General features: G+C 60.1%; 12 protein-coding genes. 6 read left to right on the top strand and 6 right to left on the bottom strand.

Features of this window, described 5'->3' with window-relative positions:
- The first annotated feature begins 47 nt into the window (after nt 1-47).
- Nucleotides 48-2,591 carry a magnesium-translocating P-type ATPase gene (gene mgtA, locus ACVIIW_RS19560; protein ID WP_456702218.1) on the top strand — a complete coding sequence of 848 codons (2,544 nt, stop codon included), beginning with the start codon at nt 48-50 and terminating at the stop codon, nt 2,589-2,591.
- Nucleotides 2,592-2,642: 51 nt separating this feature from the next.
- Here the strand turns inward: mgtA and phbB are convergent, their stop codons facing one another.
- Nucleotides 2,643-3,368 carry an acetoacetyl-CoA reductase gene (gene phbB / locus ACVIIW_RS19555; RefSeq protein WP_456705199.1) on the bottom strand — a complete coding sequence of 242 codons (726 nt, stop codon included), beginning with the start codon at nt 3,366-3,368 and terminating at the stop codon, nt 2,643-2,645.
- Nucleotides 3,369-3,495: 127 nt separating this feature from the next.
- On the opposite strand from phbB, the gene ACVIIW_RS19550 reads away from it, so the two are divergent.
- The 3 genes from ACVIIW_RS19550 to ACVIIW_RS19540 all read left to right on the top strand — a co-directional run bounded on the left by ACVIIW_RS19550 (nt 3,496) and on the right by ACVIIW_RS19540 (nt 5,285).
- Entirely contained in the window at nt 3,496-4,329 is an 834-nt protein-coding gene (locus ACVIIW_RS19550) for a universal stress protein (protein WP_456702217.1), read from the top strand.
- Nucleotides 4,329-4,670: a c-type cytochrome gene (locus tag ACVIIW_RS19545; RefSeq protein WP_456702216.1), complete on the top strand. Its 342-nt coding sequence runs from the start codon at nt 4,329-4,331 to the stop codon at nt 4,668-4,670. Before ACVIIW_RS19550 ends, ACVIIW_RS19545 begins: the two co-directional genes overlap by 1 nt.
- A 255-nt stretch (nt 4,671-4,925) precedes the next feature.
- Complete coding sequence (locus ACVIIW_RS19540) at nt 4,926-5,285, top strand: hypothetical protein (RefSeq protein ID WP_456702215.1); 360 nt, start codon at nt 4,926-4,928, stop codon at nt 5,283-5,285.
- A gap of 51 nt (nt 5,286-5,336) precedes the next feature.
- On the opposite strand, the gene ftsH is transcribed toward ACVIIW_RS19540, so the two are convergent.
- The 4 genes from ftsH to ACVIIW_RS19520 form a co-directional block, all read right to left on the bottom strand.
- Nucleotides 5,337-7,142, bottom strand: coding sequence for an ATP-dependent zinc metalloprotease FtsH (gene ftsH, locus ACVIIW_RS19535; protein WP_456705198.1), 1,806 nt, complete (start codon nt 7,140-7,142; stop codon nt 5,337-5,339).
- Nucleotides 7,143-7,287: 145 nt separating this feature from the next.
- Nucleotides 7,288-7,974, bottom strand: coding sequence for an ABC transporter ATP-binding protein (locus ACVIIW_RS19530; protein WP_456702214.1), 687 nt, complete (start codon nt 7,972-7,974; stop codon nt 7,288-7,290).
- The gene (locus ACVIIW_RS19525; RefSeq protein ID WP_456702213.1) at nt 7,967-9,193 is read right to left on the bottom strand and encodes an ABC transporter permease; all 1,227 of its coding nucleotides are present in this window, start codon (nt 9,191-9,193) and stop codon (nt 7,967-7,969) included. Before ACVIIW_RS19525 ends, ACVIIW_RS19530 begins: the two co-directional genes overlap by 8 nt.
- Entirely contained in the window at nt 9,190-10,464 is a 1,275-nt protein-coding gene (locus tag ACVIIW_RS19520) for an efflux RND transporter periplasmic adaptor subunit (RefSeq protein ID WP_456702212.1), read from the bottom strand. Before ACVIIW_RS19520 ends, ACVIIW_RS19525 begins: the two co-directional genes overlap by 4 nt.
- Nucleotides 10,465-11,002: 538 nt before the next feature.
- Between ACVIIW_RS19520 and ACVIIW_RS19515 the strand changes: the two genes are divergently transcribed.
- Both ACVIIW_RS19515 and ACVIIW_RS19510 read left to right on the top strand, forming a co-directional pair.
- Nucleotides 11,003-11,524 carry an Hsp20/alpha crystallin family protein gene (locus tag ACVIIW_RS19515; protein WP_456702211.1) on the top strand — a complete coding sequence of 174 codons (522 nt, stop codon included), beginning with the start codon at nt 11,003-11,005 and terminating at the stop codon, nt 11,522-11,524.
- Nucleotides 11,525-11,612: 88 nt separating this feature from the next.
- Nucleotides 11,613-12,335, top strand: coding sequence for a CBS domain-containing protein (locus ACVIIW_RS19510; RefSeq protein ID WP_456702210.1), 723 nt, complete (start codon nt 11,613-11,615; stop codon nt 12,333-12,335).
- 134 nt (nt 12,336-12,469) lie between these two features.
- On the opposite strand, the gene ACVIIW_RS19505 is transcribed toward ACVIIW_RS19510, so the two are convergent.
- Complete coding sequence (locus ACVIIW_RS19505; RefSeq protein ID WP_456702209.1) at nt 12,470-13,069, bottom strand: S1C family serine protease; 600 nt, start codon at nt 13,067-13,069, stop codon at nt 12,470-12,472.
- Between the last annotated feature and the right edge of the window lie 400 nt (nt 13,070-13,469).

Raw genomic sequence — 13,469 nt, 5'->3', positions numbered from 1 at the left:
CCTCTTACCTTCCTGGCCTAGTGACCAACGGCTCGGCGAGGCCTTCGATGATCGAGCAGCCCAGCGCGGCCGACGCTTTGGCCGCTGCCGAATTCTGGCAAGCACCAAGTGACGTCCTCTGCCGCGCGCTAGGGTCCGGTCCGAACGGGCTATCGCAGGTCGAAGCGGACCGGCGCCTGGCGATCTTCGGCGCGAACCGTGCCGACTCCTCTCAACGCCGGTCGGTCCTGCACAAACTCGGCCAACGCCTTTGGAACCCCCTGGTTGCGATGCTGCTGGCCGCTGCGCTCGTATCTGGGCTAAGCGGCGACATTGGCAGTTTCGCAATCATCGCGACCGTGCTGTCTCTGTCCCTCACGTTGGACATCGTTCAGGAACATCGCGCCGAACTGACGGCCGACGCGTTGCGGGAATCGGTCGCCATTCAAGCCGACGTCGTTCGGGATGGCAAAGACGTTACGATACCGGTGACGTCGCTCGTCCCCGGAGACATCGTGAAACTCCGCATCGGTGACCTCATACCTGCCGATGGCATCGTCCTCGACGCCCATGAATTGCAGGTCAATGAGGCCTTGATGACGGGCGAACCGTTTCCGGCCTTCAAGACGAATGCCCCCTGCTCCGCGGCCATGCCAGCAGAAGCAACGAATGCCCTGTTCGCCGGAACCAGCACTGTCGGCGGAAGCGGCGAGATGATGGTGGTGAAAACCGGAAGCGGCACGCGATTTGGTGCGATCGCTGCAGCACTGGCAGCCAACGTGCCGCCAACATCGCTCGAGGAGGGTGTCCGAAAGCTTGGACTGCTGATCCTTCGGCTTACACTGTTTCTCACCCTGTTCGTATTGATGGCGCATCTCGTCGCGCAACGTCCTGCGATGGAGTCCTTCTTGTTTGCGGTGGCACTCGCCGTCGGCCTGACACCCGAACTGCTGCCCATGGTGATGACTGTAACGCTCGCCCGAGGCGCTCTGCGCATGGCGGAACGAAAGGTTATCGTCAAGCGGCTGTCGGCCATTCACGATCTTGGCGCGATGGACACGCTTTGTGTGGACAAGACGGGAACGTTGACGGACGCCACAATCACGCTTGACGCGCATGTCGATCCGAGAGGGCGACCTAGTGATCGCATTCTGCGCCTCGCGTACCTCAACAGCACCTTCCAAGCCGGGGTCAGAAGTCCGCTCGACCGGGCGATACTCTCAGCGAAAGACGGCGGCATAGATGGCTGGGTTCGACTCTCAGAAGTACCGTTCGACTTCGAGCGGAGGTGCCTGTCGGTCCTGGTGGCACGGGGCGACGAACACATTTTGATCGCAAAAGGGGCTCCGGAAGCCATTTTAGCCCGCTGCGTCGCCGTGGACATCGATGGTCTGGCCCATCCGCTCGACTCCGCCTGGCAGAAAAGAATGGGCGATATTCAGGACCGATATGCCCGGGACGGCTTTCGGCTTCTAGCTGTCGCCGTCAGATCCATTTCTCCGGCACAGCAGACGATTGCCATTGGCGACGAGGCGGATCTGACAATGATTGGGTTCTGTGTCTTCGCTGATCCACCGAAGCAGGATGCAGCCTCAGCCATTGAAGCTCTTACCTCGCTGGGCATAGCAGTAAAGATACTCTCGGGTGACCATGGCGCCGTCGTCTCTCACGTCGCTCGTTCGGTCGGTCTTCAGTCGGATCGTGTCATGACCGGAGTTGAGATCTCCGGGCTCACCGATGCAGCGCTCGCGGCCCGGGTCGATAATATCGATCTGTTTGCCCGCATCGATCCCGATCAGAAGCGACGGATCATTGCCGCACTCCGCCATCGCAACCATGTGGTCGGCTTCATGGGAGACGGCGTCAACGACGCCCCGGCGATCCACGCAGCCCATGTCGGCATATCCGTCACGGGCGCGACCGAAGTCGCCCGCGCAGCCGCCGACATGATCCTGCTCGCTGCCGACCTTTCAGTCCTTGCGGCCGGCGTGCGCGAAGGCCGCAGGACGTTTGCCAACATCCTGAAGTATGTCCGAATGGGAACAAGTTCCAACTTCGGCAACATGCTTTCGATGGCCTTGGCCTCGATCGTTCTTCCGTTTCTGCCACTGCTACCCCTGCAGATTCTGTTGAACAACCTGATCTACGACCTCTCCGAAGTTGGCATTCCTTTCGATGAGGTCGACCATGAAGACGTCGCGCGACCGGAAACCTGGAACATGGCAGATATCCTTCGCTTCACGATCGTGATGGGAATGGTCTCTTCCGTGTTTGACGTGGTCACCTTTGCCGTTCTTCTCAAGCTATTTGAAGCCGACGCGGCACTGTTTCAGACCGGATGGTTCGTGGAATCAATATCGACGCAGATCCTGGTGATTTTCGTAATCAGGTCTCGCCGGAGACCGTGGCGCGCAATCCGCCCCCACGCCATCTTGATCGCAACGTCCTTCGGCGCCCTCATCTTGGGCGAGGGACTTGCGCTCGGCCCATGGGCACACCTATTCGGCTTTACCGCTCCTTCTGCCGCACTCGTGGCGACGATATTCGCTATCGCGGCCGCTTATCTCGTCTCCGCGGAGATTGCCAAGCGCCTCGCAGTTTCGATTCTGTAAGGCCCGGGAGTGAGCGTCTTGGCGAGTTGAAAGCGGTAGGTCGGGCGACCTTCAGATCATGTACTGACCGCCATTGATCGACAGCGTCGATCCGGTGATGAAACCCGCCTCTTCTGCCGCCAAAAACACGACGGCGCGCGCAATCTCTTCTGGCTGTCCAAGACGGCCGACCGGAATTTCCGGCAGGACGCTCTTCTCCAGAACGTCTCGCGGCACAGCATCCAGCATCTCGGTATGGATATAGCCCGGGCAGATGGCGTTGACCGTGATTCCCAGGCGCGCCGTTTCCAGCGCCAACGCCTTGGCGAACCCAAGCTCGCCGGCTTTCGCCGCAGAATAGTTGGTCTGACCAAACTGGCCTTTTTGTCCGTTGATCGACGAGATATTGATGATTCGACCATATCGTCGCGCACGCATGCCGTCGATGACCTGCCGGCACATGTTGAACGCACCGTCGAGATTGGTGCGGATCACGGCATCCCATTGCGTCCTGCTCATCTTGTGAAGCGTCGCGTCACGAACGATCCCGGCATTGTTGACGAGAACGTCGATCGGCCCGAGCGAGGTCTCAACGGACTTCACTCCGATGGCGCAAGCATCGAAATCACCAATGTCCCATTGATAGGACGAGATGCCCGTTCGGTTCATGAAGGCCTTGGCCGCCTCGGCGTTTCCGGCGTAGGTGGCAGCTACCCCGTAGCCCGCCGTCTGAAGCGCTTGCGATATGGCGGCACCAATGCCTCTGGTACCGCCCGTAACCAATGCCACCCGCGCCATGTTTAGCACTCCCGCCTGCGCGGTTAGGACGATATCCGGCGTTCCTGCTGCCGCTTTGACGTGCGTCAAGTCTCCCAACGGCGACATGTGCTGATCTGTGACGGCAAGACCGAAACGGGAGGCACGCATGTTCAAGGATCTACTGGTGCATATTCCAACAGAGCGCTCGCCGCGCCCCGCCATCGATGCGTCCGTTTCCCTGGCGATCAGTGCCGGCGCGCATCTGGATGCACTTGCAACAGGATATGCCTCGACGAATGTGCCGTTTGTGGCGGAAGGCGGCGCGGCCATCGCAGCATCTCTGCAAGTCGAGTATGAACGTGCGCTGGAACGCGCCCAAGCTGCGCTGCGAATTTTCGAGATCGAGGCGAAGAACGCCCGAATCAACTACGGGAAATACGCACTGAGCGAGACAACTGCCGAGATCGTCTTGAAAGCTGGGGCAGCGGCTCGCCTCTATGATCTGACGATCGTGTCACAAGGCGACCCTGATTGCGAGACGTTCGACAATCAGCTTCCTAAGGAACTCCTGCTGCAGTCGGGCGGGCCCATGCTGTTCATTCCTTATACCTTCCGGGGTACGTTTAAGGCGGCACGTGTCGGTATTTGCTGGGACGGTAGTCGCCTTGCCGCCCGCGCCTTACGGGACGCGATGCCGTTCATCACCCTGGCAGACGCTCTGACCATCATCACCCTCAATGCATCCGAGGCGCCGCCCGACGCATCGCCCGAACGCCTCCTGACGCACCTAGCGCGGAAGGGCTTGCCGGCAAAGACCGTTTCACTTCAATGCGACCGCAGTAATCTGCAAGCGAGCATCCTTTCGATCGCTGCGGATGAAAGCCTCGATCTACTGGTCATGGGCGGTTACGGCCATTCTCGATTTCAGGAAACGGTGTTCGGCGGTGTCACGCAGGAGACGTTCCGCAGCATGACTGTTCCTGTCATGATGTCGCATTGATGGAGCACGATGTGAGGAGGACTGTGCGTGCGATAGCAGGCGCCATACTTGCCGCGGACTTGCTTCTCCCCTCGAGCCCAGCTACGGCTTCAAGCGTCGAACAAGGCCGGCGTCTTGCGCTGCTGTATTGTGCGAAGTGCCACTCGACCGACAAGGTCAGCCCCAGCCCTCTCAAAATCGCTCCCCCGTTCAGGACGTTACACGAACGATATCCGATCGAGATGCTGCAAGAGGCCCTGGCCGAGGGCATCGTCACGGGGCATCCGGCAATGCCGGAATTTCGTTTCGATGCCGATCAGGTCGGCGATTTCATGGTGTTTTTGAAGACATTGGAGCAATGAGGGCTCGTGGTGCGGCTCGAGCCAGGCCTGATCGGAATTGGCCTGGCATCTCCGACCCGACTTGGTAGGGACTTCGGCGAGCACCCCACCAGCCGCCTCAAGGAAACGACATTTCTGGAGACCGGTTAGATGACTCTACGGAACTCGTGCTTGGCTCTTGCGATCTTGGCAGGCGCTGGCACATCCGCGACTGCCCAATCGGACTTCGAACCTTCTCCAACTGTCAGACAATACACGCCCCGCCTGGTCGAAGTTATGAACGCGGCGCAGCTTCAGCACCTGAAACTGTGGTTCGCGGGCAAGTCAAAGAACTGGGAACTTGCCGCGTACGAATTGCGCCAGTTGACGGATAGTCTAGCCCAAGCTGCCGTATTCTACCCCGGCATTCCGGTAACCAACGTAACCACGATGAAGGATCCGCTGCTCTCGATCGCAGCTGCGATCGACGCTGGGGATGGTCGCAGGTTCACCGCCTCCATGCGCGCACTGACCGACGGCTGCAATGCCTGCCACACCTCGCTGGAACGCAGCTTTATCGCGATAGGCCTGCCGAGCGGCCAGCTGCCGCCCGCCAATCAGATATTCGCACCAATGGGCAAGGCTCAGAAGAAATGATTGGGGTTTGACGCACCCCAAATCGCGCGCGCGCCCGATCCCCCGCAGCAATCATGCGGCGACCGGCTCGCTTTCCTTGCTATGCGTGCCGCGCAAGGGGGCGAACTGGTCCGACGTTATCGTTTCATTTGCGATGAGTAGTTCAACACCGGCTTCGAGCTCGGTGCGTCGTCGTAGCAGGATCTCCCGGGCGCAACGGTCACCCTCCTCGATCAGGTTACGCACGGCGAGATCGATCTCGCGGCCGGTCGCTTCCGCAGCCGCAACGACCGCATCCTGCGCCGCCGCGAGGAAGGCCTGCGGCTTTGGGGCGTAGGTGCGCTGCCCCACGGTCTCATCCATGCCGTACTTGGTCACCATCTCGATTGCGACTTCGGTCGCACGTTGAAGATCATCGGCCGCGCCGGTCGAAATGGCTCCGTCGAAGATCATGCGCTCCGACGCGCGTCCTCCCATCAGCACAGCAATGCGGTTCTTCAGCTCGGCGGTCGTAAGCAAGAACCTGTCCTCGGTCGGGCGCTGGATGGTGTACCCCAGTGCACCGATTCCCCGCGGAATGATCGATACCTTCTGGACAGGGTCGACGCCGGGCAGGCTGGCCGCCACGAGGGCGTGGCCCATCTCGTGATAGGCAACCCTCCGCCGCTCGTCCTTGCTGAGCACCCTGCTCTTCTTCTCAATCCCGGCCACGATCCGTTCGATCGCCGTGACAAAATCGGTGAACGCGACCTCCGTGCCGCTCCGCCTGGTCGCTGCGATCGCGGCCTCGTTGACGAGATTTGCGAGGTCAGCACCCGTGAACCCCGTCGTAAGACCTGCTACCTTGTCGAGGTCGACATCCTTGCCCATGCGGATCTTGCGGACGTGCACCTTGAGAATGGCAACGCGCCCGATCTTGTCGGGACGGTCGACGAGAACCTGTCGGTCGAATCTCCCCGCCCGCAGCAGCGCGGGATCCAGGATCTCGGGTCGGTTGGTCGCGGCCAGCAAAATGACGCCGGCGCTCGGATCGAAGCCGTCGAGTTCGGACAACAGCTGATTAAGGGTCTGCTCCTTCTCGTCGTGGCTCCCGAACGACATCGGTCCGCGGCTTCGTCCCAGCGCGTCGAGTTCGTCGACGAAAATGATGCAAGGTGCCGCTTTGCGGGCCTGCTCAAACAGGTCCCGAACGCGCGCAGCACCAACCCCAACGAACATCTCGACGAATTCCGAGCCTGAGATCGAGAAGAACGGGACGCCGGCTTCTCCCGCCACGGCGCGGGCAAGCAGGGTCTTTCCGGTCCCTGGCGGTCCCACCAGCAAGATTCCCTTCGGCACATGCGCGCCCAACCGGCCGTAGCTCCCGGGGTCCCTGAGGAACGAGACCACCTCCTGGAGTTCAAACTTCGCCTCCTCCACTCCGGCCACATCCGCAAAGGTGACCTTGATGTCATTCTCGACGTAGACCTTAGCACGGGACTTACCGATCGCCATGAGCCCTCCGAAGCCCTGCCGACCGGTCATGCCGCGACCGACCCAGAACCAAATCACGAAGAAGACGATGACCGGGAAGATCCAGGATAGCAATGTTTGCAAAAGGCCGTTTCCGGGAACGCCAGTAACACTTGCTCCCTTTGCTCCAATCCGGTCAGCCAAGGCCATATCGACCCGCGCTGTAACGAATGCAGATTTTCCGCTGGGGAGAGGCTCCTTCAATTTTCCATTGATGGTATCTGGACCGACGGAAACCTCGGCGACCTTTTCCTGGGCGAGCAATTGCTCAAATTGACTATAGGGAATGGCCTCGATTGAATTGTACGTCGACAAGACAAACTGCAGGACCACGAGCAGCATACCACCCACGAAAATGAGGCCCATCGCTATGGCCTGCTTGCGCGAAACGTTATCGGGCTCCACCTGCTGCTCCCATCGGGGTCGACCAGAGGTTCAATGGTAACCAGAGCCGAGGGTCTCGGCTTGATTCACGTCAAAACCGCGATGTGCCAACGAGGGGAAACTGAATTCAACGATCCGCGATCCGGCCGTCGATCACCTGGATGATGCGGTCACAGCGGCGCGCAAGGTCGAGGTTATGTGTGACGAGTAGAAAGCTCGTGCCGCTCTCCCGGTTGACTCGCCGCATCAGCTCAAAGATGGCATCGGCCGACTTCGTATCGAGGTTGCCGGTCGGCTCGTCCGCCAACACGAGATCCGGGTTCATGGCAAGCGCTCTGGCCACCGCTATCCGCTGCTGCTGACCGCCCGACAAGTTGTTGGCCAGATTGCTCCCAAACTTTTCCAGGCCGACCTGGACCAGCAGATGATCAGCCCGCGTCTCGATATCCGCGGCTGGAAAGCCACGATCTACCAGCAGCGGCATCATGATATTTTCGCGCGCGGTGAACGCCGAGATCAGCAGATGATACTGAAACACGAAGCCGATGGTGTGACCTCGCAGACGCGTGAGTTCGTCATCACCGAGCAATGCCGTATCCCGCCCCTTGATCAGAAGCCGGCCGGACGTCGGCCGATCGAGCAAACCGACGATATTGAGCAGGGTGCTCTTGCCCGAGCCGGACGGGCCGATCAGCGCCAGGAACTCGCCATGATCAAGCTGAAGATCGATATCGTGCAGCACCTCGACCTCGATTGGCAGGCCGACATTGTAGGCCTTGCAGACACCCTCGAGCTTCAGGATCTCGTCAGCCACGGATCGCCTCCAGCGGATCGAGCTTCGCGGCACGCACCGCCGGTGCCATCGCGGCCAGCAAGCCCGTGAAGGTGGCGAGTAGCGCCGTGTAGAGGAAAAGGCTTCGCTCAAGGATCAGCGGAAAGAATTCCGTACCATCCGCTTGGCGGGCGACGGCGTGCCAGTAGATTAGAGCAAGTGCGCCCATTGCGGCGCCGAACAACGAGCCGACGAAGCCGAGTAGCCCACCCTGCAACAGGAACACACGCAGTATCTGTCCACGCGAAGTGCCCATTGCCCGAAGGATGCCGATCTCCTTGGAGCGTTGGATCACAGAGACGACAAGAACCGCAGCAATACCGAAGGCTACCGACAAGCCGACGAACAGACGGATCAGCGTGTTCGTGTAGATCTGCGCCTGCACCGCGGTGAAGAACTGCGCGTTGGTGGCAATCCAGCTATCGGCCTCCACAACCGTCGATGCCTGTATCCGCTTGGCGAGTATTTCGGCTGCGTAGATGTCCTTGATGGCCATGTCGATAGTGGTGACGCCGCCGATCATGCCGAGCAGAGACTGCCCGGTGCGCAGCGCGACGAATGCCGCACGCTGATTGACGCCCTTGTTACCGAAATCGACCAGCCCGGAAATGGTCAGGACTCGATTGGCGCCAGGAGACGCCTGCAGGTTCAGCTTGTCGCCGACGGTCGCTCCGAGATTCTTGGCCAGCTCGGTGCCAATGATGATGTCTTCACTGGTCAACCGTGCCTCGCCCGCGGCGATGTAGTCCGGCACCCTGACAATCACAAAATACGTTTCCGGTTCGATCCCCGTCAGCGTCACGGCACGGCTGGCGTCTCCACGGACTGCAAGAACCGACCCGGTGATGGTCGGCGAGACTGCAGTGACTTCGGGCATCGCAAGCATCTGGGTCCTGACCTTCGGCCACTGGTCGATCGAGATCACCCGCTGGCTCGGCCGCTGCACCACGGCGTCCTCGATCTCGCCGGCGCCATTGCGCAAGGAGCGCGCGACCTGATCCGGCGTGATGAGCTGAATCTGCGGCTGCGACGTCAACACACGCTTGATGAAATTTGCTTCCATGCCCGCGAGCATCGCCGACATGAAGACAATGACGCCAACGCCGATCGAGATGCCGCCGATAATGAAGATGGTCTGCAATCTTCCCTCGCGCAGGAAGCGTACGGCGGCGATCCACTCGAATGGGAGCCAGTGGTTCATGGCAGGACGGCCCGCACGCGCTGCCCGGTCAGTACGCCGGAGCTTTGCGGGATCGCAACGTCGCCGGGCTCCAGCCCCTCGACGATCTCGACCTGGCTGTTGCCGCGCAAGCCGAGCTTCACCGGACGCTTGGTTGCCCGCCCATCCTTCATGGCCAACACCCAGGGTTGACCGGAGAGGATGTCGTGCACCGAGCGCACAGGCAGTACCTTCGCGTTGTCTTTCGCTGCGACCTCGATGTCGACCGAGACGGTCATGTCCTGACGCAGATCCTCGGGTGGGTCCGCCACGGTGAGCTTTACTTGGACAGTCGCGCGGGAAATATCGACGCCCGGATTGATGTAGGAGACCGCGGCGGCAAAATGCCGGTCCGGATAGGCATCCGCGGATGCCAGCGCGTTCTGTCCAAGTGCGAGTTTGCCGAGATTGCGTTCGTCGATTTGCAATACCAGTTGCAAGTCACCCGACGGCGCAAGCACCATGAGCGCCTTTCCCGCCTGTACCACGGTGCCACGTTCGACGCTCCGGGTGATCAGAACGCCGTCGCGAGGAGCTACGATCGTCGCATAGCTCAAGCGGGATTCCGCCGTGTCCAGGTTGGCCCGCGCCTGATTGAGCTGTGTCTGGGCCATGACATAGTCGCTGCCGCCCGGGCCCGCGGTGTAGACTTGGAATTCAGCCGCTCGTTTTACGGCACGCGCGACGTCAAGCGTCTTCTGTGCGTCGTCTAAGGCGGCCCTTGTCGCATAACCATTGCGTTCGAGCTGCGCCGTACGGTCATAGGTCAGTTGAGCGTTCAGAAGCGTCGCTTGGGCCTGCGTCAGCGCTTCCTTGGCCGAAGGAAGCGTGAGCTCCTCGAGCTGCCTAATCCGGGCTTCGGACTGGGCCACCGCACTCTGGGTCTGGACCACCGTGGCTTTCAATTCGCGCGCTTCCAGCGCAATCAAAGGCTGCCCCTTGGCGACCTTCTCGCCCTCCTGCACCAGCACATCCTCTACCGTCCCGGTGATCTGGCTGCCGATCTCGACCCGGTAGGGTGTCTCGACATGCCCGCTTGCCACCACGGTTTCTATCAAGCGCGCACGCAAGACCTGGTCGACTACGACGGCGGGACCAAGTAGGACCCGGACACCCTGCCAGGCACCTAGGCCGAGCAGCACAACGACCGTCAGGATGAACCATCTGTGAGCGATGAAGCCTGACCATGCCGATGCCGCCGAGAACCGGCCCATGTTCTTCTGTTTCGGGTATGGCAGTGCTTGTTCGACCATGACCGCGCCATCCAAATCGCGACAAAACGATCGGCGGGCTTCCGCTTCATGTTTCGATGGTCGAACTACCGTACCGGTGCCGTGGACAGATTGCGCTAGGTCAATACCCTGAGACGAACCTATCCCCGGCTGGCCGCACGGAGGAGGATCGACGACCTTAGCCTGCGTTGGCCAGGATCAATTCAAGCCAAGCGTACAAGCAAGTCTTGTTCGGCGGGCCGAACGGCTTGGGCTGCTGTGAAGCGCGCCTACGTGCAACTTGGCGATCAATGATTACCAAGGGGATCGGATGCATAGCCGGCGGTGCTGCCCCCGACATCGAGAAGCGTCTGCCTTACTGCCTCATTGATCGGATGCACGCTCGTCAACGAACTCGCACCGCGTCGAACACGCACTACTCGCATTCCTTTCCATCGCCTCCAAGACTCCGAAAAGTTGGGGGCATCGTTTTCGAGTTGAGCGAAATCAAGTCCGGCTCGATGGCCGAGACTATTCTTCGCGGCGACCGAGATGGTCACACCTCGAAGGAGACATGATCATGGCAACCGAGACAAAACTGCCCGTCACAAAATCGTCCACTACGCCCGCAACCGCTGGTGAGACGTGGCGGCCGTTTGAAGCGTTGAGAAACGAAATCGACCAGATCTTCGACGATTTCGGCAACGGCTTCTGGAATCGACCGTTCCGATCGCTCGCGCGACTCGAACGCGACCTCTCCAAGTCGATTTCAGCGCCGGCCGTCGACGTCGCCGAAAGCGACAAGGCCTACGAGATCACCGCTGAACTTCCTGGCCTCGACGAGAAGAACATCAACATCACCCTCGCGAATGGCAGCCTCACCATTAAAGCCGAGAAGCGCGAGGAAACGGAGGAAAAGAAGAAGGACTACTACGTCTCCGAGCGCCGTTACGGCACCTTCGAGCGCTATTTCACCCTGCCGGACGGCGTCAACGCCGACAAGATCGAGGCGACCTTCAAGAACGGCGTACTCAAGCTCACGCTTCCGAAGACGGAGGAAGCCCAAAAGCCGGCAAAGACGATCAACGTGAAAGCCGCCTGATAACGTCGCCGGTGCGAGGCTGCCTTAGTCGCAGCCTTGCGCCGATGCCGGACCCATACCCCCATCATCTGCTTCCGGAGGGCACACAATGCACGCAATTCATGTCATGACGAGAGACGTCGTCGCCGTAACGCCGCACACCACAATCGAAGAAGCCGCGAAGATCATGCTTCGGATGCATATCAGTGGGCTGCCCGTTATCGACGATACCGGCAATCTGGTCGGCGTGGTCTCGGAGAGCGACTTTCTCCGCCGCAGCGAGATCGGCACGGGACGGAATCATGCGGCCTGGTTGAAATTCTTCATGGGACCCGGACGAGCGGCCGCGGAGTTCATTCACGAGCGCGGACGAAAAGTCGAGGATGTCATGACGCGGAAGGTCATCACAGTCCGGGAAGAGACGTCGTTGGCGGATATCGTCGCTTTGATGGAGAAGCACGATATCAAGCGAGTTCCTGTGATGCGAGGCAAGAGTACGATCGGCATCGTGACGAGAAGCAATCTCCTGCAAGCCATGGCGAGTCTTGCGCACGAAATCCCGGACCCGACTGCTGACGATGAGCACATTTGCCAGCGCGTTACGCGTGCCGTGGATGCCACCGACTGGCGTCCCATCGGTTTCAGGGTGACTTGCCGCCGAGGGATCGTCCAACTGCACGGCCTGATCACGACCGATGAGGCGCGGCGCGCGACGATCATCGCCGCCGAGAACACCAGCGGCGTCAAGCAAGTTCACGATCATCTCTGCCTCGTTGATACCTACTCCGGCTATTGTGTGGAGTCCCCGGAAGATATGAAGGCGGCGGGCTGAGCATCCTCAGATCGGAGCGATCATGCTCGGATGAATCGTCCGCATTCTATTTGTCATAGCAGCGCCGATCACGGCGCTGTTCATTGCGCGCGGCGCGCTGAACTTCGGCTTAAGATGCTCAGAAAACTCTCTTCCTATTGGGCAGCCACAAAAAGCCTCGTGATCGCGTCGACCGACGCTGCAAAAGCAAATCCGTCCCTTCGCGCAACGATCACGCCGATGAGCTTGCCATGTAGATTCACGAGCGCACCTCCTGAGCTTCCGGGACCCACAAGTACGTCTGATTGGATCAGATTGCGATTGGCTATGCCAGGGCAGGCACGATGCAGCCCCGAAACGATGCCGAAGGTCACGGTCTGTCCCCAATCATCGGGATCACCGATGGCCAAAACCGGCTCTCCCACATCAAGCACGCCAGGCTTCTCCAGATCCAACGCATGAAGGTTGCCGGCCTCGATCCGGAGTAGCGCAACGTCGTCGCGATCGGATCGGACAAGCACGACGGCGTTCAATGCTCGTCCATCCTGAAGCAACGCCTCTACAGTCGTTGCGTTTGCAACCAAGTGATTTGCGGTCACGATCAGGCCTGCCAGGGCGTCCACGATGACGCCCGCTCCTTGCCACTCTCGAGGCGTGGGTGGATCCGGGAAGACTGCTTCCGGGTCGAATATTCGCCGTTCCGACGGCACGCCCCAGCCTTGTACCCGCACCACAGCGGGCGAGATGCGCTTCACCAGGAGAGCAAGGCTCGTCGTCTGGTAAGTCTCGCCTTGTTCTCTATGGACGTCGTTGCCCCAAGAGGCACCGGACTCGAGGACGAGCGCCAGACTGCAGGCCGAAACGCTTATCCATCTTAGACATCGGCAAGAGATGCTGCGTGACATAGGACACCCGTCCAGCGATCAGAGCTACATTGCCTAACGAGCTTAATGATCTGGATCCGGTGCTATTTGAGGATCCTCAAATATCGCCTCGCCATCCTCGCAAATCTCCCGGCGAATGTTGGATGACCGCGAGCCGTGCCATCTCTCTTCCGAGCCTACGGATACTTCCTTAGGTGAAACCCCAGAATTTCGGCCGTTCGGCCGATGCTCTAGAACGATTTCACCAGCACGCATCTGGCTCGTTGACAAA

Source organism: Bradyrhizobium sp. USDA 4449 (assembly GCF_054056275.1).
The sequence above is the reverse complement of the archived record's forward strand: the minus strand, read 5'-3'. Positions and strand labels throughout refer to the sequence as shown.

Bases quoted from the DNA above. Each gene is read 5' to 3' on its own strand.
- mgtA (WP_456702218.1), top strand. From the start codon at position 48: ATGATCGAGCAGCCCAGCGCGGCCGACGCTTTGGCCGCTGCCGAATTC.
- ACVIIW_RS19520 (WP_456702212.1), bottom strand. From the start codon at position 10,464: ATGGTCGAACAAGCACTGCCATACCCGAAACAGAAGAACATGGGCCGG.
- ACVIIW_RS19525 (WP_456702213.1), bottom strand. From the start codon at position 9,193: ATGAACCACTGGCTCCCATTCGAGTGGATCGCCGCCGTACGCTTCCTG.
- ACVIIW_RS19540 (WP_456702215.1), top strand. From the start codon at position 4,926: ATGAACGCGGCGCAGCTTCAGCACCTGAAACTGTGGTTCGCGGGCAAG.
- ftsH (WP_456705198.1), bottom strand. From the start codon at position 7,142: ATGGGCCTCATTTTCGTGGGTGGTATGCTGCTCGTGGTCCTGCAGTTT.
- ACVIIW_RS19545 (WP_456702216.1), top strand. From the start codon at position 4,329: ATGGAGCACGATGTGAGGAGGACTGTGCGTGCGATAGCAGGCGCCATA.
- ACVIIW_RS19515 (WP_456702211.1), top strand. From the start codon at position 11,003: ATGGCAACCGAGACAAAACTGCCCGTCACAAAATCGTCCACTACGCCC.
- phbB (WP_456705199.1), bottom strand. From the start codon at position 3,368: ATGGCGCGGGTGGCATTGGTTACGGGCGGTACCAGAGGCATTGGTGCC.
- ACVIIW_RS19550 (WP_456702217.1), top strand. From the start codon at position 3,496: ATGTTCAAGGATCTACTGGTGCATATTCCAACAGAGCGCTCGCCGCGC.
- ACVIIW_RS19510 (WP_456702210.1), top strand. From the start codon at position 11,613: ATGCACGCAATTCATGTCATGACGAGAGACGTCGTCGCCGTAACGCCG.